Annotated in this window: 25 protein-coding genes; 15 read left to right on the forward strand and 10 right to left on the reverse strand. The window is 51.6% G+C overall.

What is annotated here, in order from left to right; all coding sequences use genetic code 11:
- Nucleotides 1–5: 5 nt before the first annotated feature.
- Together NAZ64_RS14900 and NAZ64_RS14905 are read right to left on the reverse strand one after the other, a co-directional pair.
- Nucleotides 6–821 (reverse strand): Cof-type HAD-IIB family hydrolase, encoded by an 816-nt coding sequence (locus NAZ64_RS14900; RefSeq protein WP_220569323.1) that lies wholly within the window; start codon nucleotides 819–821, stop codon nucleotides 6–8.
- Nucleotides 818–2,029 carry an MFS transporter gene (locus NAZ64_RS14905; RefSeq protein WP_000217433.1) on the reverse strand — a complete coding sequence of 404 codons (1,212 nt, stop codon included), beginning with the start codon at nucleotides 2,027–2,029 and terminating at the stop codon, nucleotides 818–820. Before NAZ64_RS14905 ends, NAZ64_RS14900 begins: the two co-directional genes overlap by 4 nt.
- Before the next feature lie 167 nt (nucleotides 2,030–2,196).
- On the opposite strand from NAZ64_RS14905, the gene NAZ64_RS14910 reads away from it, so the two are divergent.
- Nucleotides 2,197–2,817: a TetR/AcrR family transcriptional regulator gene (locus tag NAZ64_RS14910; protein ID WP_000661870.1), complete on the forward strand. Its 621-nt coding sequence runs from the start codon at nucleotides 2,197–2,199 to the stop codon at nucleotides 2,815–2,817.
- 116 nt (nucleotides 2,818–2,933) lie between these two features.
- Here NAZ64_RS14910 and NAZ64_RS14915 read toward each other — a convergent pair whose 3' ends face one another.
- A complete protein-coding gene (locus NAZ64_RS14915; protein WP_001024853.1) occupies nucleotides 2,934–4,619 on the reverse strand; it encodes an aspartate:alanine antiporter in 1,686 nt (561 codons plus the stop codon).
- A gap of 270 nt (nucleotides 4,620–4,889) precedes the next feature.
- Between NAZ64_RS14915 and NAZ64_RS14920 the strand changes: the two genes are divergently transcribed.
- Nucleotides 4,890–5,267, forward strand: a complete 378-nt coding sequence (locus NAZ64_RS14920; protein ID WP_000680850.1) for an inner membrane protein YbjM — start codon at nucleotides 4,890–4,892, stop codon at nucleotides 5,265–5,267.
- Nucleotides 5,268–5,298: 31 nt separating this feature from the next.
- On the opposite strand, the gene NAZ64_RS14925 is transcribed toward NAZ64_RS14920, so the two are convergent.
- The gene (locus NAZ64_RS14925) at nucleotides 5,299–5,562 is read right to left on the reverse strand and encodes a GrxA family glutaredoxin (RefSeq protein WP_000495513.1); all 264 of its coding nucleotides are present in this window, start codon (nucleotides 5,560–5,562) and stop codon (nucleotides 5,299–5,301) included.
- Between the two features lie 169 nt (nucleotides 5,563–5,731).
- Here NAZ64_RS14925 and NAZ64_RS14930 point away from each other — a divergent pair, with 169 nt between their 5' ends.
- The 13 genes from NAZ64_RS14930 to NAZ64_RS14990 all read left to right on the forward strand — a co-directional run bounded on the left by NAZ64_RS14930 (nucleotide 5,732) and on the right by NAZ64_RS14990 (nucleotide 17,949).
- Nucleotides 5,732–6,022: a YbjC family protein gene (locus tag NAZ64_RS14930; RefSeq protein WP_001259137.1), complete on the forward strand. Its 291-nt coding sequence runs from the start codon at nucleotides 5,732–5,734 to the stop codon at nucleotides 6,020–6,022.
- Nucleotides 6,006–6,728 carry a nitroreductase NfsA gene (nfsA, locus tag NAZ64_RS14935; protein WP_000075300.1) on the forward strand — a complete coding sequence of 241 codons (723 nt, stop codon included), beginning with the start codon at nucleotides 6,006–6,008 and terminating at the stop codon, nucleotides 6,726–6,728. The genes NAZ64_RS14930 and nfsA overlap by 17 nt, the downstream gene beginning before the upstream one ends.
- A gap of 57 nt (nucleotides 6,729–6,785) precedes the next feature.
- The gene (gene rimK / locus NAZ64_RS14940) at nucleotides 6,786–7,688 is read left to right on the forward strand and encodes a 30S ribosomal protein S6--L-glutamate ligase (RefSeq protein ID WP_000684361.1); all 903 of its coding nucleotides are present in this window, start codon (nucleotides 6,786–6,788) and stop codon (nucleotides 7,686–7,688) included.
- A 96-nt stretch (nucleotides 7,689–7,784) separates the two neighbouring features.
- A complete protein-coding gene (locus NAZ64_RS14945) occupies nucleotides 7,785–8,261 on the forward strand; it encodes a YbjN domain-containing protein (protein WP_000624814.1) in 477 nt (158 codons plus the stop codon).
- Nucleotides 8,262–8,609: 348 nt separating this feature from the next.
- The gene (potF, locus tag NAZ64_RS14950) at nucleotides 8,610–9,722 is read left to right on the forward strand and encodes a spermidine/putrescine ABC transporter substrate-binding protein PotF (protein WP_000125769.1); all 1,113 of its coding nucleotides are present in this window, start codon (nucleotides 8,610–8,612) and stop codon (nucleotides 9,720–9,722) included.
- Between the two features lie 87 nt (nucleotides 9,723–9,809).
- Complete coding sequence (gene potG / locus NAZ64_RS14955) at nucleotides 9,810–10,943, forward strand: putrescine ABC transporter ATP-binding subunit PotG (protein WP_001000698.1); 1,134 nt, start codon at nucleotides 9,810–9,812, stop codon at nucleotides 10,941–10,943.
- Nucleotides 10,944–10,952: 9 nt separating this feature from the next.
- Nucleotides 10,953–11,906 carry a putrescine ABC transporter permease PotH gene (potH, locus tag NAZ64_RS14960; protein WP_220569322.1) on the forward strand — a complete coding sequence of 318 codons (954 nt, stop codon included), beginning with the start codon at nucleotides 10,953–10,955 and terminating at the stop codon, nucleotides 11,904–11,906.
- Nucleotides 11,903–12,748 (forward strand): putrescine ABC transporter permease PotI, encoded by an 846-nt coding sequence (potI, locus tag NAZ64_RS14965; protein ID WP_001061621.1) that lies wholly within the window; start codon nucleotides 11,903–11,905, stop codon nucleotides 12,746–12,748. The genes potH and potI overlap by 4 nt, the downstream gene beginning before the upstream one ends.
- A gap of 73 nt (nucleotides 12,749–12,821) precedes the next feature.
- Nucleotides 12,822–13,295 (forward strand): YbjO family protein, encoded by a 474-nt coding sequence (locus tag NAZ64_RS14970; RefSeq protein ID WP_000505788.1) that lies wholly within the window; start codon nucleotides 12,822–12,824, stop codon nucleotides 13,293–13,295.
- A 42-nt stretch (nucleotides 13,296–13,337) separates the two neighbouring features.
- Nucleotides 13,338–14,465 carry a 23S rRNA (uracil(747)-C(5))-methyltransferase RlmC gene (rlmC, locus tag NAZ64_RS14975; protein WP_001149801.1) on the forward strand — a complete coding sequence of 376 codons (1,128 nt, stop codon included), beginning with the start codon at nucleotides 13,338–13,340 and terminating at the stop codon, nucleotides 14,463–14,465.
- Nucleotides 14,466–14,758: 293 nt separating this feature from the next.
- A complete protein-coding gene (locus NAZ64_RS14980) occupies nucleotides 14,759–16,102 on the forward strand; it encodes a PTS sugar transporter subunit IIC (RefSeq protein WP_000399323.1) in 1,344 nt (447 codons plus the stop codon).
- Between the two features lie 29 nt (nucleotides 16,103–16,131).
- Nucleotides 16,132–16,452: a PTS sugar transporter subunit IIB gene (locus NAZ64_RS14985; RefSeq protein WP_000655399.1), complete on the forward strand. Its 321-nt coding sequence runs from the start codon at nucleotides 16,132–16,134 to the stop codon at nucleotides 16,450–16,452.
- A 9-nt stretch (nucleotides 16,453–16,461) separates the two neighbouring features.
- On the forward strand, nucleotides 16,462–17,949 hold the full coding sequence (locus NAZ64_RS14990; RefSeq protein WP_076726333.1) for a sulfatase: 1,488 nt from the start codon (nucleotides 16,462–16,464) through the stop codon (nucleotides 17,947–17,949).
- Between the two features lie 206 nt (nucleotides 17,950–18,155).
- Here the strand turns inward: NAZ64_RS14990 and artJ are convergent, their stop codons facing one another.
- The 6 genes from artJ to NAZ64_RS15020 all read right to left on the reverse strand — a co-directional run bounded on the left by artJ (nucleotide 18,156) and on the right by NAZ64_RS15020 (nucleotide 22,737).
- Nucleotides 18,156–18,887, reverse strand: a complete 732-nt coding sequence (artJ, locus tag NAZ64_RS14995) for an arginine ABC transporter substrate-binding protein ArtJ (protein ID WP_000737533.1) — start codon at nucleotides 18,885–18,887, stop codon at nucleotides 18,156–18,158.
- Between the two features lie 236 nt (nucleotides 18,888–19,123).
- The gene (gene artM / locus NAZ64_RS15000; protein WP_000895396.1) at nucleotides 19,124–19,792 is read right to left on the reverse strand and encodes an arginine ABC transporter permease ArtM; all 669 of its coding nucleotides are present in this window, start codon (nucleotides 19,790–19,792) and stop codon (nucleotides 19,124–19,126) included.
- Nucleotides 19,792–20,508 (reverse strand): arginine ABC transporter permease ArtQ, encoded by a 717-nt coding sequence (gene artQ / locus NAZ64_RS15005; RefSeq protein WP_001001677.1) that lies wholly within the window; start codon nucleotides 20,506–20,508, stop codon nucleotides 19,792–19,794. The genes artM and artQ overlap by 1 nt, the downstream gene beginning before the upstream one ends.
- Before the next feature lie 6 nt (nucleotides 20,509–20,514).
- Nucleotides 20,515–21,246: an arginine ABC transporter substrate-binding protein ArtI gene (gene artI, locus NAZ64_RS15010; RefSeq protein ID WP_000756586.1), complete on the reverse strand. Its 732-nt coding sequence runs from the start codon at nucleotides 21,244–21,246 to the stop codon at nucleotides 20,515–20,517.
- Between the two features lie 17 nt (nucleotides 21,247–21,263).
- Nucleotides 21,264–21,992, reverse strand: a complete 729-nt coding sequence (gene artP / locus NAZ64_RS15015; protein WP_000027186.1) for an arginine ABC transporter ATP-binding protein ArtP — start codon at nucleotides 21,990–21,992, stop codon at nucleotides 21,264–21,266.
- A 229-nt stretch (nucleotides 21,993–22,221) separates the two neighbouring features.
- Nucleotides 22,222–22,737, reverse strand: a complete 516-nt coding sequence (locus tag NAZ64_RS15020) for a lipoprotein (RefSeq protein ID WP_001270724.1) — start codon at nucleotides 22,735–22,737, stop codon at nucleotides 22,222–22,224.
- Nucleotides 22,738–22,747: the final 10 nt, after the last annotated feature.

A 22,747-nucleotide genomic window follows, 5' to 3' on the forward strand; every position in this document is an offset into this window, starting at 1 on the left:
ATCCGCTAGACGTTGAACGGCGGCTCGTTGTTTAATACGCTGTCGATGATATCCAGCACGCCTTCCTGGTTGTTCGATCCGGCGCAGTATTTCGCCGCCGCCGCGACCGCTTCGCTGGCGTGCGACATGGCAAAACTAAACCCGGCCTGACGCAGCATCTCAATATCGTTGCCGCCGTCGCCGAATACCACCACTTCACTATCATGAATGCCCCAGCGCTGCTGTAACAGACGCAGGCCGTTGGCTTTATGCACGCCGGGAATTATTAAATCAATACTGCCATAGCCGGTATGAACGGGGACCATGATATCGCCAATGGCGTCGTGCAGCGCCGCCTGTACTTCCGGTATCCGTTCATCGGTAATATTAAGGCCGAATTTGAAAAAGACATCGTTGATGTTATTAAAATTATCCACAAACTCCAGACGATGATAATACATTGCCGCAACGGCTTTTAACGCATCGTCGTAGCGTTTCAGCGTGTAGGCGCTGTTTTTTCCACAGGCGATGATCTCCACATCGGCGCGTGTGAGCAGGTGTTCGACAACCGCCTGGAAGTCGGCTTTTGTCAGCTCGCCGTTAAAAATATCCTCGCCTTCGCTGACCACCCAGCCGCCGTTTTCCGCGACAAAAGCGATTTCGTGCGCAATGTCCGGAAAGAACGAGATTAACTGGTAATACTGGTTGCCGCTGGCCACGACAAAGCGAATGCCTTGCCGCTTCATTTGTTGGTATTGCGCCATAAACCGGTCACGGTTATAGGTTTTTTGATCGCTCAGAAACGTGCCGTCCATGTCGACGGCGATTAATTTAATACTCATGCGTTATGCTCCATCACCGGTTGCGGAGTCGATACAGGTTTGGCGACGGCCTTCGCCACCAGCGCCGCCAGAATAACCAGCGCCAGCACAACCATCATGGCGCTGCGTAATCCATAGTGCTCTCCCAGATAGCCCAACAGCGGCGGCCCGACCAAAAACGCCAGATAGCCGGTCGTGGCGACAACGCTCACGCGCGTCGGCGCGTCGGGACCGGTATCGCTGGCGGCGGAAATGGTCAGCGGGAAGCCGAGCGAAGCGCCCAAGCCCCAAAGAATGACCGAGACGCCGGCGACCCAGTCGCTATCGACAAAAATAATCAGGCCAATGCCCAGCGCTCCCATCAACGCGCTGGCGCGAACAACCGTCACCCGGCTATAGCGGTCAATAAACCAGCCGCCGGTAAAGCGGCCAACGGTCATACCTAGCGTGAAACCGGCGTAGATCAGAGAGCCGGAGGTTGGGCTAAAACCGTGTCCGTCTACCATCAGTAGCGGCAGCCAGTCATTCGCAGAGCCTTCGGCGAATGCCATTGCCAGCACCACCACGCCAATAAGCAAAAGCTGGATGTCCCGATAAAAAGGTAATCCTTTTTCCTGAAGGTGAGAATCTTCCGATGCGTTTTTACCCGTACCGTCAGGGATCGCCCGAATGGCGATAAAAATGGGCGCGATCGCCACGGCAGCCGCGAGGATGATATGGATGTTAGCTGGGACGCTTAATGCGGTTAACGCCATGCCGACACCAGCGCCCGCCAGCGTGCCGAAACTGTAGAAACCATGCATCATCGGCAGAACGGTTTTATTCAGCTCGCGTTCGACCGCCGCGCCTTCGACATTAATCGCCACTTCGGCGGCGCCAAAACTGGCGCCGAAAACAGCTAATCCAAGGGCAAAAATCAGCGGCGAGGCGCACCACAGCGCGACGCTAAGAATAACCATCCCGGTTACTGCGCAGGTCATCGTCGTGCGAATAACCTTTCGGGTGCCAAATCGTTTCACCAGCCAGGCGGAACAAAGAATACCGCTCATTGAACCGATAGAAAGCCCGAATAAGACCGCCCCCATTTCCGCGGTAGAGACGGAAAGAATATCCCGAATAGCAGGCGTTCGGGTTGCCCAGGAGGCCATCAGCAGTCCGGGTAAAAAGAAGAACATAAACAGCGCCCAGGTACGGCGTTTTAAGGCGTTACGTGAGGAGAGGACGGTCATAGCGTCAGGCCAGAAAATAGAAGCGAGAGGTAAACATTAGCAAGCTTGTGTACATTTGTACATATCGTCGTCATACTTCGTTGTGCAGACAGTTTTTACTGTCTGTTTTTTCAGCGTAAGCGGCAGGCTACTATAGCCTGCATCCTGAATGAGATGTGGAACTCATCATGAAAGAAAATGCCGTAAGACGCGCCAATGATCCTAAGCGACGGGAAAAAATAATTCAGGCCACACTGGAAGCGGTAAAGACCTATGGCGTTCATGCCGTGACGCACCGGAAAATCGCCGCTATCGCTCAGGTGCCGCTTGGCTCGATGACCTACTATTTTGCCGGTATGGATGCGTTATTGAGTGAAGCTTTTACACTTTTCACCGAGAACATGTCTCGTCAATACCAGGACTTTTTTGCGCAGGTGACGGATGCGGAGGGGGCGTGCCAGGCGATAACGGAAATGATTTACGGCTCGCAGGTTACGACGCCGGATAATATGGCGTTAATGTATCAGTTATATGCCTATGCCAGCGATAAGCCAGCGTTAAAAATAGTCATGCAAAACTGGATGCAGCGTAGCCAGAATACGCTGGCGCAGTGGTTTGACGCGCAGACCGCCCGCGCGCTGGATGCGTTTATCGAGGGGATGACGCTGCATTTTGTAACGGATCGAACGCCGCTGGCGCGTGAAGCGATTTTACAGATGGTAAAGCGAATCGCCGGAGCGTCAATGTCGTGTCACTCTGCGTCGGGCAACAAAAAACCCACCAACCTTGAACCGAAATGGCGGGGTTGATGGGCTCCACAAAATGGGGACATCAAAGAAAAGCAGTGGCAATAGGTATGACTGATGCTTTAACGAAAAGTTCGACCTATTGGCAAAATTTTTTCACTTAAAGGCAAACTTCAGTTTTATCCTAACCCCGGCCAGATGATGACAATAAGCGTCCCCGCCAGCGTTAGCAGAACGTTGGCGATAGCGTAAGTCCCCGCATAACCCAGCGCTGGAATATTGCTGCGCGCCGTATCGCTAATGATTTCCATCGCCGGGGCGCAGGTACGCGCGCCCATCATGGCGCCGAACAGCAGCGCCCGGTTCATGCGCAGCACATAAGCGCCAAACAAGAAGCAGATCACCACCGGTACCAGGCTGACGACAAGCCCGGCGATCAGCATTTGTCCGCCGACCGCGCCCAGACCGTTGCTGATACCGCTGCCAGCGCTTAAACCAACGCCTGCCATAAATACCATCAAGCCGAATTCTTTCACCATGTTAAGCGCGCCCTGCGGAATATAACCAAAGGTAGGATGGTTAGCGCGCAGGAAACCGAGCATGATCCCGGCGAACAGCAATCCAGCCGCGTTGCCGATGCCGAAACTAAAATTGCTGAACTGGAAGGTAATCATCCCGATCATTAACCCGATGATAAAAAAAGCGCAGAAGGCGAGCAGGTCCGTCACCTGGCTATGGATCGAAATAAAACCAATGCGATCGGCGATGGTTTTTACGCGTCTGGCGTCGCCGCTCACCTGTAACACGTCGCCTTTATTCAGCACGACGTTATCGTCGATAGGCATTTCGATCTGGCTGCGGATGACGCGGTTAAGGAAGCAGCCATGATCGGTCAGCTTGAGCTGAGCGAGGCGGCGACCGACCGCATTGTGGTTTTTCACCACAATTTCTTCCGTCACGATGCGCATATCAAGCAGATCGCGATCAAACACTTCCTTACCATTACGGAAGCTGGGATCGAGCCTGGCGTGCGCGTCCGGATAGCCGACCAGCGCAATCTCATCGCCCATTTGCAGCACCGCATCGCCATCCGGGTTCGCCAGAATACCGTTACGGCGAATACGTTCGATATAGCAGCCTGTCTGACGGTAAATACCCAGCTCGCGCAGGTTTTTGCCGTCAGTCCAGGCCACCAGCTCCGGGCCAACCCGATAGGCGCGGATAACCGGCAAATAAACCTTGCGATTAGCATCGGTATCCAGACCGCGCTCGCGAGCAATTTGCTGGGCGCTGGTTTGCAAATCCTGATGCTGCAGTTTAGGCAAGTAGCGCGCGCCCACGATCAGACTGACCAACCCAATCAGATAGGTCAGGGCATAGCCCAGGCTCAGATTATCAAGAGCGGAGGAGAGTTGCGTGCTGGCGATACCGGAATGTCGCAGGGTATCGCCTGCGCCAACCAGCACGGGCGTGGATGTCATTGAGCCGGCCAGCATACCGGCCGTCAGGCCGATATCCCAGCCGAAAAGCTTACCAAGGCCTAAGGCGATTAGCAGAGCGCTACCGACCATGACCAGGGCAAGCATCAGATAATTTTTACCGTCGCGAAAAAAAATCGAAAAAAAGTTGGGGCCAGCCTCGACGCCGACACAAAAAATAAACAGCATAAATCCCAGATTTAGCGCGTCGGTGTTAATACTAAAGTGTTGCTGCCCTAATAATAGAGAGACCACTAAAACGCCAATGGAATTACCAAGTTGGACTGAACCCAGACGTAACTTGCCAAGACACAGGCCAAGAGCCAGGACCACAAATAATAACAGGATGTAATTCCCATTTAACAAATCTGCGACGTTTATATTCACGGAGACTAACTTCTTGTTTACGAGTAAGCTGTTGAAAGAAATGGTAATTTACGCTACTGTTTTTATCATGAATTAAGGGTGCAATCGTATTGCATACAGCATCCAAATAAAAACAACACAACAATATATCCTGCTAGTTTAATCTTATTGCGTACTAACGGCTATAAGAATCGTGCAGGTGTGTTTTTGGCATGGAATGCCACATGACTTTATCTGACTGGATGCCTCACGGCGGAAAGCGTGTTCGATAGAGAGTGTCAGGAGGAACGATTGAAACATAAACACGGGTGGGCAAGCGTTGTCTGCTGCTTTGTACTCTTTATTGTGGTGTGTCTTTCATTAACTATGCATGTACAAGGCGCTTTTCGCGCGGCAGGGCATCCTGAGATTGGACTGTTATTTTTTACGTTACCTGGCGCGGTGGCCAGTTTTTGTTCTCACCGACGCGAGGTGATCCGACCGCTGATCGGGGCGATGCTGGCGGCACCGTTTTGCCTGGTGTTAATGCGCGTGGTATTTATGCCTACCCGATCGTTTTGGCAAGAACTGGCGTGGTTATTTAGCGCCGTATTCTGGTGTGCGTTAGGCGCGCTCTGCTATTTGTTTATTAGCAGCCTGTTTAGCCACCGGCGAAAAAAACGCCGATAGCGCCCTCCGGTAGAGGGCGTTGCCAGAGCAATCAGGCGAAAAGATTCAGATTTTCTTTTGCCCATGCTTCAAAATCCGTACAGCCGCCGATATGTTTTTGATCGACAAAAATCTGCGGTACGGTTTCTACAGGTTTACCTACGGTTTTTTCCAAATCCGCTTTAGTAATGCCTTCGGCATGGATATCAATATAGCGGTAGTTGAAATCGTCGCGTTCTTTGCTCAGTTTTTCCGCCAACTCTTTTGCACGCACGCAATAAGGGCACCCTGGGCGGCCAAAAATAACAGTAAACATATCTCTCCTCGAACATAAAGCCAGACGGCGAACAGGTGTTATCATGCCGCGATTTACGGCAGATGAAAAGCAGGTTACGCCTGTTCCTTTGATAACCCAGGGCTATATCTGTTAAGCACGCCGGACCAGAACGTTCTACACTGTGCGTCAGTTAACCGGGAGGCTTGATATGCGCACGATTGGCGTGTTACCCAAAAGCGTACTGATACTGGAATACCTCGGTATGATTTTGCTGGCGCTTGCTCTGCTATCGCTTAATCATTACCTTACGCTGCCCGCGCCGTTCAATACGCCGCTGGCTGGCGTATTGATGGTTTTCCTGGGCGTCGTGTTGATCCTCCCCGCCGCGGTGGCGATGATGTGGCGTATTGCGCAGTTACTGGCGCCGCAGTTGATGAAACGTCCACCCGACATTTCTTCCCGTTCAGATAGAGAAAAGCATAATGAGTCCGACCATTGAACTTCTTTGTGGCCATCGTTCTATTCGCCATTTTACCGATGAACCCGTGACTGACGCGCAGCGAGAGGCCATTATTGCCGCCGCGCGCAGCACGTCCAGTTCCAGTTTTTTACAGTGCAGCTCTATTATCCGTATTACCGATCGGGCGCTGCGCGAGGCGTTAGTACCCCTGACGGGCGGGCAAAAGCATGTGGCGCAGGCCGCTGAGTTCTGGGTATTTTGCGCCGATTTTAATCGTCATTTGCAGATCTGTCCTGACGCGCAGTTGGGGCTTGCCGAACAACTGCTGCTCGGTGTCGTCGATACGGCGATGATGGGGCAAAATGCGCTGACGGCGGCGGAATCACTGGGGTTAGGCGGCGTGTATATCGGCGGCATCCGTAACAATATTGAGTCTGTTACCGAACTATTAAAATTGCCGAAGCATGTATTGCCGCTCTTTGGCCTGTGTTTGGGATGGCCTGCGGATAATCCGGATCTGAAACCGCGCCTGCCTGCCGAGCTTGTGGTTCATGAGAACCAGTATCAACCGCTTGATGAAAAGCTGCTGGCGCGCTATGACGAGCAGTTGGCTGAGTATTATCTGACCCGCGGCAGTAATACGCGACGCGATACCTGGAGCGATCATATCCGTCGCACCCTGATTAAAGAAAATCGCCCATTTATCCTTGAATATTTGCATAAACAGGGCTGGGCGACGCGCTAAAACCTGCGGGCCAGTGTATGATACGCGGGCTTTTCAGGGTTTTCAGCGAGGTGCAGGGTGAAAATTGCCATATTGTCCAGGGATGGAACGCTCTATTCTTGCAAACGTCTGCGCGAAGCGGCGATGCGGCGCGGCCATCTGGTCGAGATACTCGATCCTCTTTCCTGCTATATGAATATTAATCCGGCAGCGTCGTCGATCCATTACAAGGGGCGTCGTCTGCCCCATTTTGACGCTGTTATTCCCCGTATTGGTTCGGCCATTACCTTTTATGGTACCGCTGCGCTACGTCAGTTTGAGCTACTGGGTAGCTATCCGCTGAATGAATCCGTCGCCATTACCCGCGCGCGCGATAAGCTGCGATCGCTACAACTTCTGGCGCGCCAGGGGATCGATCTCCCCATTACCGGGATCGCCCATTCGCCGGATGATACCAGCGATCTTATTAAGATGGTTGGCGGGGCGCCGCTGGTCGTGAAGCTGGTAGAAGGCACGCAAGGGATCGGCGTGGTATTGGCGGAGACGCGTCAGGCTGCTGAAAGCGTTATTGATGCGTTTCGGGGGCTGAATGCCCATATTTTGGTTCAGGAATACATTGCCGAAGCTAAAGGATGCGATATTCGTTGTCTGGTCGTCGGCAATGAGGTTGTGGCGGCGATTGAGCGGTGCGCGAAAGCCGGTGATTTTCGCTCCAATCTTCATCGCGGCGGGGTGGCCAGCATCGCGACGATCACGCCCCGTGAACGGGATATCGCCATCAAAGCCGCACAGACGCTGGGGCTGGATGTGGCGGGCGTCGATATTTTACGCGCCGCGCGCGGGCCGCTGGTGATGGAGGTGAATGCCTCGCCGGGACTGGAAGGTATCGAAAAGACCACGGGCGTGGATATCGCGGGGCGAATGATTCAGTGGATAGAACGTCACGCTACGCCTGAATTTTGCCTTAAAATCGGCGGCTAATCGCAATCATGGATTCCGCCGTAGTACGAAGCACGCTTTTTGCGTAAGCTGTGCCGGTAATTTTTTCATCGTCATCGTAAGAGGTAGCACATTATTATGATATCACTGGTCGTTCCCACTCTGGATACGTTGCGTCAATGGCTCGACGACCTGGGCATGAATTTCTTCGAATGTGATACCTGCCAGGCGCTGCATTTGCCGCATATGCAGAATTTTGACGGCGTCTACGATGCTAAAATCGATTTGGTGGACAACACCGTTCTTTTTTCCGCGATGGCGGAGGTCAGGCCTTCCGCGTTGCTGCCGCTGGCGGCCGATCTCTCTGCTATTAACGCCAGTTCGTTGACGGTAAAAGCTTTTCTCGATATGCAGGATGATAATCTGCCAAAACTGGTTGTGTGCCAGTCTTTATCCGTTATGCAAGGCGTCACCTACGAACAGTTCGAATGGTTTGTTCGCCAAAGTGAAGAGCAGATTTCTATGGTGATCCTTGAGGCCGGGGCGCATCAGCTTCTGTTTAACGCGGAAGAAGACGCGCAAAAAACCAGCGCGGTTGACCATTTTCTTCACTGATCCCTCCCGATAATCAGGCAGTCGCTGCCAGCGCGGCTGCTGTTTACGTTTTTTTATGCTGCCGTTAACCTTTATTTAAAGAATTATTCACCTCCTTTCTGACCATTTCGCTTTATCACATAGACAAAACCTGCATAAAAAATTGATAAAAGGCGTTTTTTAATCTGGGCTATAGCCTCAAACCTTAGCTAAAGTTATTCTTGCGAAGCTTCTATAGCGAGCTTGATGGCAGGGAGGGCGACCTCTCTTCTTCATTTGTATCAAATGAAAAGGTATGCACATTTCAGGCATGTTTTAGACCACGCCTAATGGGTTCATTTGTTAACGGATTTCAGAAGGAAAGCGATGATGACCGCCTTAAAGAAAAAATGGCTATCGGGTCTGGTTGCGGGTGCTCTGATGGTCGTCTCTGTCGGCACGCTCGCTGCCGAACAAAAAACGCTGCACATTTATAACTGGTCAGATTATATCGCGCCGGACACGGTGGCGAACTTTGAAAAAGAGACCGGGATTAACGTTATCTATGATGTCTTTGACTCTAACGAAGTGCTGGAAGGCAAGTTAATGGCAGGCAGCACCGGGTTCGATCTGGTGGTGCCATCGGCCAGTTTTCTTGAGCGCCAGCTCACCGCGGGCGTTTTTCAGCCGCTGGATAAAAGCAAACTTCCCGGCTGGAAAAACCTCGATCCTGAACTGCTGAAACTGGTAGCGAAGCACGATCCTGACAACAAATACGCCATGCCCTATATGTGGGCCACGACGGGCATTGGCTATAACGTTGATAAAGTGAAAGCGGTGCTGGGGGATGATGCGCCAGTGAATAGCTGGGATTTAGTCCTCAAGCCGGAAAATCTGGAGAAGCTAAAAAGCTGCGGCGTCTCTTTCCTTGATGCGCCTGAAGAAATTTTTGCCACCGTGCTGAATTATCTGGGTAAAGATCCGAATAGCAGCAAAGCGGATGACTACACCGGCCCGGCAACCGATCTGTTGTTGAAGCTACGGCCAAACATTCGCTATTTCCACTCCTCGCAATACATTAACGATCTGGCTAATGGCGATACCTGTGTGGCCATCGGCTGGGCGGGCGATGTCTGGCAGGCCGCTAACCGGGCGAAAGAGGCGAAAAATGGCGTCAATATCTCTTTCTCGATCCCCAAAGAGGGGGCAATGGCGTTTTTTGATGTGTTTGCCATGCCGGCTGACGCCAAAAATAAAGACGAGGCCTACCAGTTCCTTAATTATCTGCTGCGCCCTGATGTGATTGCTCATATTTCCGATCACGTTTTCTACGCCAATGCGAATAAAGAGGCGACGGCGCTGGTCAGCCAGCAGGTGCGCGATAACCCGGGAATTTATCCGCCGGCGGATGTGCGGGCCAAGTTGTTTACCTTGAAAGTGCAGGAGCCGAAGATTGATCGCGTCCGCACCCGCGCATGGACGAAGGTGAAAAGCGGTAAGTAATTTATTAACGGTATGGCCTGATAAGCGTGCGCTATCGGGCATTCCACCGTTTGTATCGTTTGATTGTGTTATGCCGGAGAGCGCCTTGTGAATGATGTCCCCCACCGCCCGCAGGTGAAAACCCGTAAAGCGCTGACGCCGCTTCTGGAAATTCGCAACCTGACGAAGTCATTCGACGGGCAACATGCTGTCGATGATGTCAGTCTGACTATCTATAAAGGCGAGATTTTTGCCCTGCTGGGCGCGTCAGGTTGTGGAAAATCGACTCTGCTACGGATGCTGGCAGGTTTTGAACCGCCGAGCAGCGGGCAAATTATGCTCGACGGCGTCGATCTGGCGCATGTTCCGCCGTATCAGCGTCCGATTAATATGATGTTTCAGTCCTATGCGTTGTTTCCGCATATGACGGTAGAGCAGAACATCGCTTTTGGTCTGAAGCAGGACAAACTGCCGAAGGCGGAGATTACCAGCCGCGTCAATGAAATGCTGGGTCTGGTGCACATGCAGGAGTTTGCGAAACGTAAGCCGCATCAGCTTTCCGGCGGTCAGCGTCAGCGCGTGGCCCTGGCGCGCAGTCTGGCGAAACGTCCTAAGCTGCTCTTGTTGGATGAACCGATGGGCGCGCTGGATAAAAAATTACGCGACCGGATGCAGCTTGAAGTGGTGGATATCCTTGAGCGCGTCGGCGTGACCTGCGTCATGGTGACGCACGATCAGGAAGAAGCGATGACGATGGCGGGGCGCATTGCCATCATGAACCGTGGAAAATTTGTGCAAATTGGCGAACCGGAGGAGATTTACGAGCATCCGACGACCCGCTACAGCGCCGAATTTATCGGATCGGTAAATGTTTTTGAGGGCTTACTGAAAGCGCGTGAAGAGGATGGTCTGGTCATTGACGCACCTGGTTTGGTTCATCCGTTAAAAGTCGATGCAGATGCCTCTGTCGTTGATAATGTGCCGGTATATGTGGCGCTACGTCCGGAAAAAATCATGCTGTGTGAGTCGCCGCCTGCCGATGGCTATAATTTCGCCGTCGGCGAAGTGGCGCATATTGCGTATCTCGGCGATCTGTCTATTTATCATGTGCGGCTAAAAAGCGGGCAGATGATCAGCGCTCAACTGCAGAATGCGCACCGTTACCGGAAAGGGTTACCGACCTGGGGCGATGAAGTGCGTTTGTGCTGGGAAGCGGATAGCTGCGTGGTCCTGACGGTATAAGGGGGAAACATGAGCACACTTGAACCTCCGGCACGCATCAGTAAACCTGGCGGCGCGGCGCTATGGTTGGCGCGAATGCAAATGAAATATGGGCGTAAGCTGGTTATTGCTTTGCCTTATATCTGGCTCATTCTACTGTTTTTACTGCCGTTTCTTATCGTCTTTAAGATAAGTCTGGCGGAAATGGCGCGGGCGATCCCGCCGTATACCGATCTGCTGGAATGGGCTGACGGTCAGTTGTCGATTACGCTCAATCTCGGTAATTTTTTGCAACTGACCGACGATCCGCTCTATTTCGAAGCCTATCTGCAATCGTTACAAATTGCCGGCATTTCCACAATCTGCTGCCTGCTGCTGGGCTACCCGCTGGCGTGGGCGGTGGCGCACAGCAAGCCCTCCACGCGCAATATCCTGCTGCTGTTGGTGATCCTGCCCTCGTGGACGTCTTTTTTAATACGCGTCTATGCCTGGATGGGCATTTTGAAAAACAACGGTGTGCTGAACAATGTGTTGCTGTGGCTAGGGATTATCGATCAGCCGCTGACGATCCTGCACACTAACCTGGCCGTCTATATCGGCATTGTTTATGCGTATCTGCCGTTTATGGTTCTGCCCATTTATACCGCGTTGACGCGCATTGATTATTCGCTGGTGGAAGCGTCGTTGGATCTCGGCGCCCGACCGCTGAAAACGTTTTTTAGCATCATTGTCCCGCTCACCAAAGGCGGAATCATCGCTGGCTCGATGCTGGTTTTTATCCCGGCGGTGGGCGAATTCGTGATCCCGGAACTGCTTGGCGGGCCGGACAGTATCATGATTGGTCGCGTCCTGTGGCAGGAGTTTTTCAATAACCGCGACTGGCCGGTGGCTTCTGCGGTCGCCATTATTATGTTGCTGCTGCTGATAGTACCGATCATGTGGTTCCATAAACATCAGCAAAAAAGTGTGGGGGAGCACGGATGAATAACTTACCGGTCGTTCGCTCGCCCTGGCGCATTCTGATTCTGGTGCTGGGGTTTACTTTTCTCTATGCGCCGATGTTAATGTTGGTGATTTACTCGTTTAACAGTTCGAAGCTGGTGACGGTGTGGGCGGGATGGTCGACGCGCTGGTATGGCGAGCTCTTTCGGGATTCCGCCATGATGAGCGCAGTGGGACTAAGCCTGACAATTGCCGCCTGCGCGGCGACGATGGCGGTGGTGCTCGGTACTATCGCTGCGGTGGTGATGGTGCGATTTGGACGATTTCGCGGCGCAAACGGCTTTGCGTTTATGATCACCGCGCCGCTGGTGATGCCGGATGTGATTACCGGGCTGTCGCTGCTGCTACTGTTTGTCGCGCTCGGTCATGCTATCGGCTGGCCCTCCGATCGCGGAATGCTGACCATCTGGTTGGCGCACGTCACTTTCTGTACCGCCTATGTGGCAGTGGTGATCGCTTCGCGATTACGCGAACTGGATCGTTCGATTGAAGAGGCGGCGATGGATCTTGGCGCGGCGCCGTTGAAGGTCTTTTTTGTCATTACGTTACCGATGATCATGCCAGCGGTGATCTCGGGCTGGCTGTTGGCCTTTACGCTCTCCCTTGACGATCTGGTGATTGCCAGCTTCGTTTCCGGTCCCGGCGCCACCACGCTACCGATGCTGGTTTTCTCCAGTGTGCGCATGGGCGTGAACCCGGAAATCAACGCGCTGGCGACGTTAATCCTCGGTGTGGTAGGAATCGTCGGATTTATTGCCTGGTACCTGATGGCGCGAGCGGAAAAACAGCGGATTCGCGATATCCAGCGTGCAAGACGCGGCTGAAGCCACTAAAATCTTCCACTATGGCAATGCGTTGCCGCGCGGGTCGCGGCATCATTTTCAGGGAAGACATTCATTGGGATTTATAAAGCAATCAACCTCATCACATGCCCGTTTAAATGTGCCTACGCTGGTGCAGGTTGCGGCTATGGCGATTATTTTGATTCGCGGTCTCGATGTGCTGATGATTATGAATACCCTCGGCATACGTGGGATGGGCGAGTTTATTCATCGCAGTGTGCAGACGTGGAGCTTAACCCTGGTCTTTCTGGCAAGCTTAGTGCTGGTCTTTGTTGAAATTTATTGTGCGTTTTCGCTGGTGAAAGGCCGTAGCTGGGCGCGCTGGGTGTACCTGGCGACACAAATTATTGTGAGTGGGTATCTGTGGGCGGCGTCGTTAGGCTACGGGTATCCGGAGTTGTTTAGCATCGCGGGAGAATCGAAGCGTGATATCCTGCATTCCCTGGTCATGCAAAAACTCCCCGATCTTTTAATTCTGTTTCTGCTGTTTATTCCCGCTCCCAGCCGTCGGTTCTTCCGGCTGCAATAATGTGTATAATCGTCGCCCCGGATAATATGAAGGTTTTTTGGTATGCAGTGCGCACTCTATGACGCGGGTCGCTGCCGTTCCTGTCAATGGATTACGCAGTCGGTTAACGAACAACTTTCCGCAAAAACAGCCGATTTACATCGTTTGCTGACCGGGCTGCCTGTTGAACAGTGGTGCGCGCCGATTGGCGGCCCGGAACAGCATTTCCGCAACAAAGCGAAAATGGTCGTGAGCGGTAGTGTAGAAAAACCGCTCTTCGGGATGCTGCATCGCGACGGTACGCCAGTCGATCTTTGCGGCTGCCCGCTGTATCCCGCCTCCTTTGCCCCCGTATTCAGCGCGCTAAAACCTTTTATTGCCCGTGCCGGACTCACGCCTTATAACGTGGCGCGAAAACGTGGCGAACTGAAATACCTGTTGCTGACGGAAAGTCAGTTCGATGGCGGCATGATGCTACGCTTCGTGTTGCGTTCAGAAACCAAACTTACGCAACTTCGCGCAGCGTTACCGTGGCTGCGTGCGCAACTGCCGCAGCTCAGGGTGATCACCGCAAATATTCAGCCGGTACATATGGCGATTATGGAAGGGGAGACGGAAATCTATCTGACGGATCAGCAGGCGCTGGCGGAACGTTTTAACGATGTGCCGCTGTGGATTCGTCCGCAAAGTTTCTTTCAGACCAACCCTACGGTCGCCAGCCGATTATATGCAACGGCGCGCGACTGGGTAGGGCAACTGCCGGTACGCCATATGTGGGATCTTTTTTGCGGAGTGGGCGGATTCGGCCTGCACTGCGCGACGCCGCAGATGCAATTAACCGGTATTGAGATCGCGCCGGAGGCGATTGCCTGCGCGAAGCAATCCGCTGCCGAGCTAGGATTGACCCGCCTTCATTTCCAGGCGCTGGATTCCACCCAATTCGCCACCGCACAAGGCGAAACGCCCGACCTGGTATTGGTGAATCCTCCCCGCCGCGGCATTGGCAAGCCGTTGTGCGATTACCTTGCACAAATGGCGCCGCGTTTTATCATTTATTCGAGCTGTAACGCGCAGACGATGGCGCAGGATATTCGTCATCTGCCGAACTACCGTATTCAACGTGTTCAGCTTTTCGATATGTTCCCGCATACCGCGCATTATGAAGTGTTAACATTGCTTTGCAGGCTGTAGCGCCAAAAGCCAGACATACAAAATATCTATATTAACTATCTAATTATCCATAAATAATAATAACCATGATCGATCGATAAAAAACTCCGATCGATCATGGTTATATATTAACCTATTTTTGCAAATCAAATCACAAATAATCACTTAAATCTTTTAATGACTAATTTTGATTATTACAGTGCGTGTAAGGCAAAATTAGACAAGGTGGTTTATCGGGTAAATTTCAATAGCATCAGCGAAGCAATACGTAACGTCAGTAAAGGGGTCAATCATGACAACGAATAGGCACGCTTATGGAGGGCGTTCAGACGATGTTTGCCAAATTTATAGATGTTATTCAAACGTTTTTAACTGAACCGGCAATATTAATTGGGATATTAGTCGGTGTTGGCTATGCGCTGGATAAAAAGACGCCTATAAAAATTATCACCGGTATGATCAGCGCGATGGTCGGTTTGATGATGGTGTTATTTGGCGGCTTTCAATTTTCAGCCACTTTTAAACCGGTTGCAGAGGCAGTCAGCAAGGCTTATGGCGTGCATGGATACTTAATGGATTCATATGCCATGAAAGCCGCGACGCAAATAGCGCTGGGCGATAATTTCGGCTATGTAGGATACGTTTTTGTACTGGCGTTTTTTACTAACCTGTTATTAGTTTTATTTGGCCGTTATACCGGCGCAAAAGGTATATTTCTTACCGGTAATACCGGGGTCTCTCATTCACAGGCAGTACTGTGGTTAATCGTCTTCTGGCTGGGGTTCGGTTGGGTACAATCCATTGTGATTGCCGGGGTATTGACCGGGGTCTTTTGGGCGTTTTCAACTACGCTTATTGTTAAACCCATCGCCAAAGTGACCAATAACGCCGGTTTTACCATTGCGCATAACCAGATGCTGGGACTGTGGTTTTTCTCGAAATTCGCGCATAAATTCGGCGATCCGGAAAAGCATGACGCCGAAAACCTGAAACTTCCCGGTTGGTTAGCCATTTTTAACCACAACGTGACGGCAATCGCCATTGTGATGACGCTCTTCGTTGGCGGTTTTCTATTGGCGACAGGGATCGATAACGTACAGTTAATGGCGAAAGGCAAACCCTGGTATATCTATATCATCAATCTGGGCCTGCAATTCTCTATGTATATGGTCATCTTGCTGCAGGGCGTGCGGATGATGGTAGGCGAAATTAACGGTTCGTTTAAAGGATGGCAGGATCGCTTTATTCCTAACGCTATACCGGCTGTGGATGTTGCTGCTTTATTACCTTTTTCGCCGAACGCGGCCACGCTGGGATTCGTCTTTTGTACCTTCGGCACGATTTTTTCCATGGGCATTCTGCTGCTCATCCATAGCCCTATTATGGTATTGCCTGGTTTTGTTCCGCTCTTCTTTTCCGGCGGTCCCATCGGCGTATTAGCCAACCGAATGGGGGGATATCGTTCCGTTATTATTTGTACTTTCCTGTTAGGGATTATTCAGACTTTCGGTACGGTATGGGCCATTCCTTTAACCGGGCTGGCAAAAGAAGGTGTGGGCTGGACGGGAATATTTGACTGGGCGACTCTGTGGCCTGCGATTTGTGAATTACTGAAATTTATTGCTTCAACGTTCCATCTTGGTCCTTATTCCATTTAATTGATTCGGTTTATATAAAGGATTTTATTATGAAAGATTCTGTAAATATTTTATTCGTATGCGGTTATGGTGTAGGCAGTAGCGTAATGTTACAGACTGTGGTTAAAAAAGCGTTAGCAAAATATGACTTCTCTTTTGATATGGAGCATACGGCAGCGGGAGAGGTCGGTGGATTTACCGACTGGGCAGATATTTATGCGATTTCAAAAAAATTGCTTGATGTCGTTAGCCTCGATCCTAAACACGGACAATATCTCATTCCCATTGAAAATATCATGGATGGCGAATCAATAGGTAAACAGATTTACGATGTGGTAGAGAAAAATTTTCCGCACCTGCTCAACAAATGAGGCTGAGTCATGAAAGCGATTATTCTGCTGTTTGACAGCCTGAATAAAAACTATTTGCCGCCCTATGGTGATTTGCTAACGAAAGCGCCTAACTTTCAACGCCTGGCGGCACATGCCGCCACCTTTGACAATAGTTATGTCGGCAGTATGCCCTGTATGCCAGCCCGTCGGGAACTGCACACCGGGCGCTATAATTTCCTGCATCGTGAGTGGGGCCCGCTGGAACCCTTTGATGATTCCATGCCGGAATTATTGAAAAAAGCGGGGATCTACACCCATCTTATCAGCGATCATCTGCATTACTGGGAAGACGGCGGCGGTAATTACCATAACCGCTATAGCTCCTGGGACGTAGTACGCGGTCAGGAGGGCGATCACTGGAAGGCGAGCGTTGGCGAGCCGCCCATTCCGGAAGTACTGCGCGTTCCACAAAAACAAACCGGAGGCGGCGTTTCCGGGCTATGGCGTCATGACTGGGCGAACCGCGAATACATCCAGCAGGAAGCCGATTTTCCCCAGACGAAAGTTTTTGACGCCGGGTGCGATTTTATCCATAAAAATCATGCCGAAGATAACTGGTTATTGCAGGTTGAGACGTTCGATCCGCATGAGCCGTTTTATACCACCGAGGAATATTTATCGCTCTATGACGATGAGTGGCAAGGCCCGCATTATGACTGGCCGCGCGGCAAAGTCAGTGAAAGCGAGGAGGCGATAGCGCATATTCGCTGTCGTTATCGGGCCCTGGTTTCCATGTGCGACCGCAATCTGGGACGTATCCTTGATCTGATGGATGAACACGATCTCTGGCGCGATACGATGCTGATTGTCGGTACCGATCACGGCTTCTTGCTGGGGGAGCACGGTTGGTGGGCTAAAAATCAAATGCCCTATTATAACGAGGTGGCGAATAACCCGCTGTTTATCTGGGACCCGCGCAGCGCGGTATGCGGAGCGCGACGGCAGTCGCTGGTGCAGATGATTGACTGGGCGCCAATGCTACTGGATTATTTTCAACAACCTATTCCCGCAGATATGCAGGGCCAACCGCTGGCGAAAGTCATTGCCAGTGATGAACCCGTCAGGGAAGGCGCTCTGTTTGGCGTGTTTAGCGGACATGTTAATGTTACCGACGGACGCTATGTTTATATGCGGGCCGCGCAGCCGGGGCGTGAGCATGACATTGCGAACTACACGTTAATGCCGATCAAGATGAATGCGCGTTATGATGTGGATGAACTGGGAAAATTATCTCTGGCACCTCCGTTTAACTTTACTAAAGGGCTTCAGGTATTACGTATTCCGGCCAGGGAAAAATATAAAGGTGTGAATAGCTTTGGTCATCTCTTGTTTGATCTCAGAGATGATCCGCAGCAGCAACATCCTATTCATGATGAGGCCATCGAAGCAAGGATGATCAACTTACTTATCCGTTTGATGAAAGAAAATGATGCTCCGGCGGAGCAGTATCGCCGTCTGGGTCTGGATGTTATCTAAAAACGTAACAATGTTGTAAGCCGGGTACGCGTTAGCGTCACCCGGCAAGTATTAGTCCGAATCGCCTGTTGATGCAGGCGTTTGAGACTGATGACAAACTGTAGAATGCTCAATGGCGCTGCGCTTATCAGGCCAGGATGATTTCGTGGTCTGAATAAGGTATTTATACTGCCATTTCGCAACACGGTGGGCTAATCACATACGTCTTACTGCGGGAACCACTGATCGCTGATTTTCTGATAAGTGCCGTCCGCTTTAATGGCGGCCAGCGCATTATTCAGTTTTTCCAGCAACGCCTTATTGTCCGGGCGCACCGCGATGCCAAGTCCGGTACCGAAGTATTGCGGATCGGTCACTTTCTCTGTTGCCGGACCCAGTTGCGGATTCGTTTTCAGCCACTCATTGACCACTGCGGTATCGCCAAAGACACCGTCAATACGGCCATTTTTCAGGTCGATAATCGCATTCTGGTAGCTGTCGTAGGCCACGGTTTTGACCTCCGGATGTTTATCCTGGAGATATTTTTGATGCGTGGTGCCATTTTCCATACCGATACGCTTACCTTTTAGATCGGCAAAGGTTTTATAGGTGTCTTTTTTGGCAATCACCAGCGCGGAATTCGCATAATAGGGATTGCTAAAGGCGACCTGCTTACTGCGCTCCGGGGTAATGTCCATTCCGGAAATGACGGCATCATATTTTCTGAATTTCAGCGCCGGGATAAGACTATCGAAAGCATGATTGGTAAAAGTACATTCTGCCTGCATTTGCTTGCATAATGCGGTTGCCAGATCGATATCGAAGCCCACAATTTTATTACTCGCATCCAGGGATTCAAACGGGGGATAGGTGGCGGAAACCCCGAAATTGATTTTTTCAGCGGCGATGCTGCCAGTGGCGAAAGAGGCGAGTAATGCGGCCAGAACTAACTTTTTCATGATGTCACTCCCGTAATCTTATGATTATGCGCCGTGTCTGCGGCATAGATTTACAATGCCATCAATTGAATTTATATGCAATAAAAATGATTAAATATTTTTAAATGGATAAAAAAAGACGGACAAGTTAACCACTTGTCCGTCGGGTTTATTCAATATTATGCATCGTAGGCTTGATAAGCGCAGCGCCATCTGACCATTGTCGAACGGCGGCGAGAATGCCTTATCCTGCCTGGTTAATTGCGCCGCTCAAACGCCAGGGCTTTACGCTCAATCAAACGCATCATCAGCGTCAATAGACCGTTGACGACCAGGTAAATTACGCCTGCCGCGCCAAATACCACCACATCGTAGGTACGACCATAGAGCAACTGACTGTACCCCATGACCTCCATCAAGGTGATGGTATAGGCCAGCGAGGTACTTTTGAAGACCAGTACCACCTCATTAGAATAGGAGGAGAGGGCGCGTTTAAACGCATAGGGCAACAAAATCGCCAGCGTATCTTTCTTACTCATCCCCAGCGCGCCGCAGGACTGCCACTGACCTTCCGGAATCGCGCGAATCGCGCCATAAAATAGCTGCGTGGTATAAGCGGCGCTGTTTAGCGACAACGCGATCAGTGCGCACAGCCACGGTTCAGACAGTAGATGCCAGAGTAGCGGATACTCTTGCAATGTCGGGAATTGACCGGGTCCGTAGTAGATCAGGAAAATTTGCACCAACAACGGCGTACCGGTAAACAACGTGATATAGCCGCGCACCAGCCACACCACGAACGGCGTTTTTAGCGTCAGGATAATGGTAAAAACTAACGCCAGCACCAAAGCGACGGCAATAGAAGCCACGGTCAGCGTCAGGCTGGTGTGTAGCCCTTTTAGCAGTTCAGGTAAATACTCAAGCATTAGTCCGGCCTCCGCTCAAAACGTGTCGCGCGCAGGTCTATGCGTTTGAGAATGTACTGACTGATCAGCGTAATGACCAGGTAAATAGCCGCCGCAATAATGTACCAGTTAAACGGTTCCTGGGTGCGTGTGGCAATACTTTTGGTCTGCAACATTAGATCGTTAACGCTGATAAGGCTGACCAGAGCCGTATCTTTTAGCAACACCAGCCACTGATTACCCAGCCCTGGCAGGGCGTGACGCCACATCTGCGGCATCACCAGACGGAAAAAAATCGCCGTCTTTGATAATCCCAGTGCCTGACCCGACTCCCACTGACCAGACGGAACGGCTTTCAGCGCGCCGCGTAGCGTCTGCGACGCATAGGCCGCATACAGCAGGGACAACGCAATCACGCCGCACAGGAACGGACTGACGTCAAAGTTCTCAATCTCCATTTGCACCGGGATCTGCGTAAAGCCGAGATGGAGGGTAAACCCGTCAGACAGCGTAAGCAGGAGTTGCGAGGAGCCGAAATAGATAAACAGCACCACCAGAATTTCCGGCAGGCCGCGCAAAATAGTGACCAGCGCGGAGCCTATCCAGGCAATCGGGCGCCATTTTACGGACTCCCAGACGGCAAAGAACATGGCTAACGCGAGGCCAATGATCAGCGCGCAGACGGCAAGGCCGACGGTCATCCCGGCGGCGCTTGCTAAAGGAAAAAATTCGTTCATCAAAGATTACTTCTGGAACCATTTGTTATAGATGGTCTCGTAAGTCCCATCTTTCTTCACTTTTTCCAGCGCAGTATTGAATTTCTGCTGCAGCTCGGTGTTGCCCTGACGTACCGCGATACCCAGACCGGTGCCGAAATAATCTTTATCGGTGACTTTATCGCCGACCGGCGCCAGCTTAGGATTGGCTTTCAGCCATTCGGTCACGACCGCCGTGTCGCCGAAAACAGCGTCGATACGGCCATTTTGTAGATCCAGCTTCGCGTTCTGATAGCTGTCATACGGTACGGTGGTGATTTCCGGATGCTTATCCATGATGAATTTCTGGTGCGTCGTACCGTTCTGTACGCCGACTTTCTTGCCTTTCAGTTGATCGACGCTGGTGTATTTGCCCTGCTGACCCACGAACAGCGCGGAGTTGTCGTAATATGGCGTGGTAAACAGCACCTGCTTTTCACGTTCCGGCGTGATATCCATTCCCGCCATTACAGCGTCGAAGCGGCGGAATTTCAGGCTGGGGATCAGGCTGTCGAACGCCTGATTGGTAAAGGTACAGGAGGCGTCGATCTCTTTACATAGCGCGTTGGCCAGGTCGACGTCAAAGCCGACAATCTTGTTATTAGCATCCATCGATTCGAACGGCGGATAGGACGCTTCGGTCGCAAAACGAATGGTCTGGGCTGCTGTAGCGGAAAGGCTAAAGCCTGCAATTAGCGCGGCAATCAGAACTTTTTTCATTGTCATTGTCCCGAATCTTAGTGAGAGAGATAGTTTTTGAACGCTTCGGTCTGAGGGTGGGCAAAGCAACCCGCATCACCGTGCTCGACGATGTGACCATTTTCCATATAAATCACACGACTGGCGGTCTTACGCGCCACTTCGACTTCATGCGTAACGATCACCTGAGTAATGTTCGTTTCCGCCAGCTCATGAATAATACTGACGATTTGAGCGGTAATTTCCGGGTCCAGCGCGGCGGTCGGTTCATCAAACAGCAGCACCTGCGGCTCCATCATCAGCGCGCGGGCAATCGCGACGCGCTGCTGCTGACCGCCGGAAAGGTGCAACGGATAACGATCGCTATATGGCTTCAGACGTAAACGCTCCAGCAGCTTTTCTGCGCGCGCCAGCGCCTGATCTTTTGTCAGACCCAGTACGCGGCAGGGCGCTTCAATCAGATTCTGCACAACGGTGAGATGCGGCCAAAGATTATATTGCTGAAAGACCATTCCGACATTTTGACGTAGCTCACGAATCGCCTTATCGGACGGCGTTTTCGTAAAGTCAAAATGGTTCCCGGCGATAGTCAGAGTGCCGGAGCGCGGCATCTCAAGCAGATTGAGTACACGCAGCAGCGAACTTTTACCCGCCCCGCTTGGGCCAAGCAACACCAGCGTTTCGCCTTCGGGGCAATCCAGCGTGATATCGAACAGCGCCTGATGCGCGCCGTAAAAGCAATTAATGCCGTTTAATTGAATACTCATTGACACTCGTATACAGGCAGTCTGATAGCTATTGAAGCCGCAGATAGTACCTTTCGCAGAATAGTTATGCAATATTTATGCGTTAAAAGTTAAATATATCCCACATTCTTCCCTAAACATAGCACAAAATAGCAGGAGGAATAGTAGGTAAGAAGAATTGTCGGCATCCCGGGCAGAATGCCAGACAATTTACGGGGTTATGGGTGCAAAAGCGGGGGAATACTGTCTGTTAACGGTTTTCTATCGACTGGCGCAGCGTACCGGCAGGGGCATGGACATCTCCGCCCAGATAGCGAACGTCGTCAATCACCCAGCATGAGCCTTCGTGAATCATAAGCACTTCATCCTGCCAGCTTTGATCGCCCTGTTTTAACGCTACCCGCAGAGGAATGTTGCGCGCATCTCGGTTCGGAATGGTTGATGCGCTGGCGACGTTGGCGCTATCCGGCAGCGTAGCGCGGCTGGAGAACAGATCGCCGCTCATCAACTGGCGGTGCTCCGTATCGCGGCTGGCGTCGGTCAACAATTTCGCCAGGTTATCACTCAAGTAGGGGCGAAGCGCGGCGATATCATTGCTGTGGTGTTGAATACGGTAGTCGTAAAATTGTTGAGCCACGCTGTCCGGGCCGCCTTCCACACACGCGCCGATACGCGGGCCATTATCTTTGTAGGCGGGAGTGACAGTCGTACAGGCGCTAAGCAGAAGCGCGCACGGGATGAGCAAAGAGAGTTTAGAATAGCGCATGATGATTTCC

The sequence above is a fragment of the Salmonella sp. A1325 genome (assembly GCF_056991255.1).

Coding starts and splice junctions, on each gene's coding strand:
- NAZ64_RS14900 (WP_220569323.1), bottom strand. CDS start 821: ATGAGTATTAAATTAATCGCCGTCGACATGGACGGCACGTTTCTGAGC.
- NAZ64_RS15020 (WP_001270724.1), bottom strand. CDS start 22,737: ATGCGCTATTCTAAACTCTCTTTGCTCATCCCGTGCGCGCTTCTGCTT.
- artJ (WP_000737533.1), bottom strand. CDS start 18,887: ATGAAAAAGTTAGTTCTGGCCGCATTACTCGCCTCTTTCGCCACTGGC.
- rlmC (WP_001149801.1), top strand. CDS start 13,338: ATGCAGTGCGCACTCTATGACGCGGGTCGCTGCCGTTCCTGTCAATGG.
- NAZ64_RS14905 (WP_000217433.1), bottom strand. CDS start 2,029: ATGACCGTCCTCTCCTCACGTAACGCCTTAAAACGCCGTACCTGGGCG.
- potI (WP_001061621.1), top strand. CDS start 11,903: ATGAATAACTTACCGGTCGTTCGCTCGCCCTGGCGCATTCTGATTCTG.
- NAZ64_RS14930 (WP_001259137.1), top strand. CDS start 5,732: ATGCGCACGATTGGCGTGTTACCCAAAAGCGTACTGATACTGGAATAC.
- artP (WP_000027186.1), bottom strand. CDS start 21,992: ATGAGTATTCAATTAAACGGCATTAATTGCTTTTACGGCGCGCATCAG.
- potF (WP_000125769.1), top strand. CDS start 8,610: ATGACCGCCTTAAAGAAAAAATGGCTATCGGGTCTGGTTGCGGGTGCT.
- NAZ64_RS14980 (WP_000399323.1), top strand. CDS start 14,759: ATGGAGGGCGTTCAGACGATGTTTGCCAAATTTATAGATGTTATTCAA.
- NAZ64_RS14925 (WP_000495513.1), bottom strand. CDS start 5,562: ATGTTTACTGTTATTTTTGGCCGCCCAGGGTGCCCTTATTGCGTGCGT.
- NAZ64_RS14985 (WP_000655399.1), top strand. CDS start 16,132: ATGAAAGATTCTGTAAATATTTTATTCGTATGCGGTTATGGTGTAGGC.
- artI (WP_000756586.1), bottom strand. CDS start 21,246: ATGAAAAAAGTTCTGATTGCCGCGCTAATTGCAGGCTTTAGCCTTTCC.
- artM (WP_000895396.1), bottom strand. CDS start 19,792: ATGCTTGAGTATTTACCTGAACTGCTAAAAGGGCTACACACCAGCCTG.
- NAZ64_RS14910 (WP_000661870.1), top strand. CDS start 2,197: ATGAAAGAAAATGCCGTAAGACGCGCCAATGATCCTAAGCGACGGGAA.
- potH (WP_220569322.1), top strand. CDS start 10,953: ATGAGCACACTTGAACCTCCGGCACGCATCAGTAAACCTGGCGGCGCG.
- nfsA (WP_000075300.1), top strand. CDS start 6,006: ATGAGTCCGACCATTGAACTTCTTTGTGGCCATCGTTCTATTCGCCAT.
- artQ (WP_001001677.1), bottom strand. CDS start 20,508: ATGAACGAATTTTTTCCTTTAGCAAGCGCCGCCGGGATGACCGTCGGC.
- NAZ64_RS14945 (WP_000624814.1), top strand. CDS start 7,785: ATGATATCACTGGTCGTTCCCACTCTGGATACGTTGCGTCAATGGCTC.
- NAZ64_RS14990 (WP_076726333.1), top strand. CDS start 16,462: ATGAAAGCGATTATTCTGCTGTTTGACAGCCTGAATAAAAACTATTTG.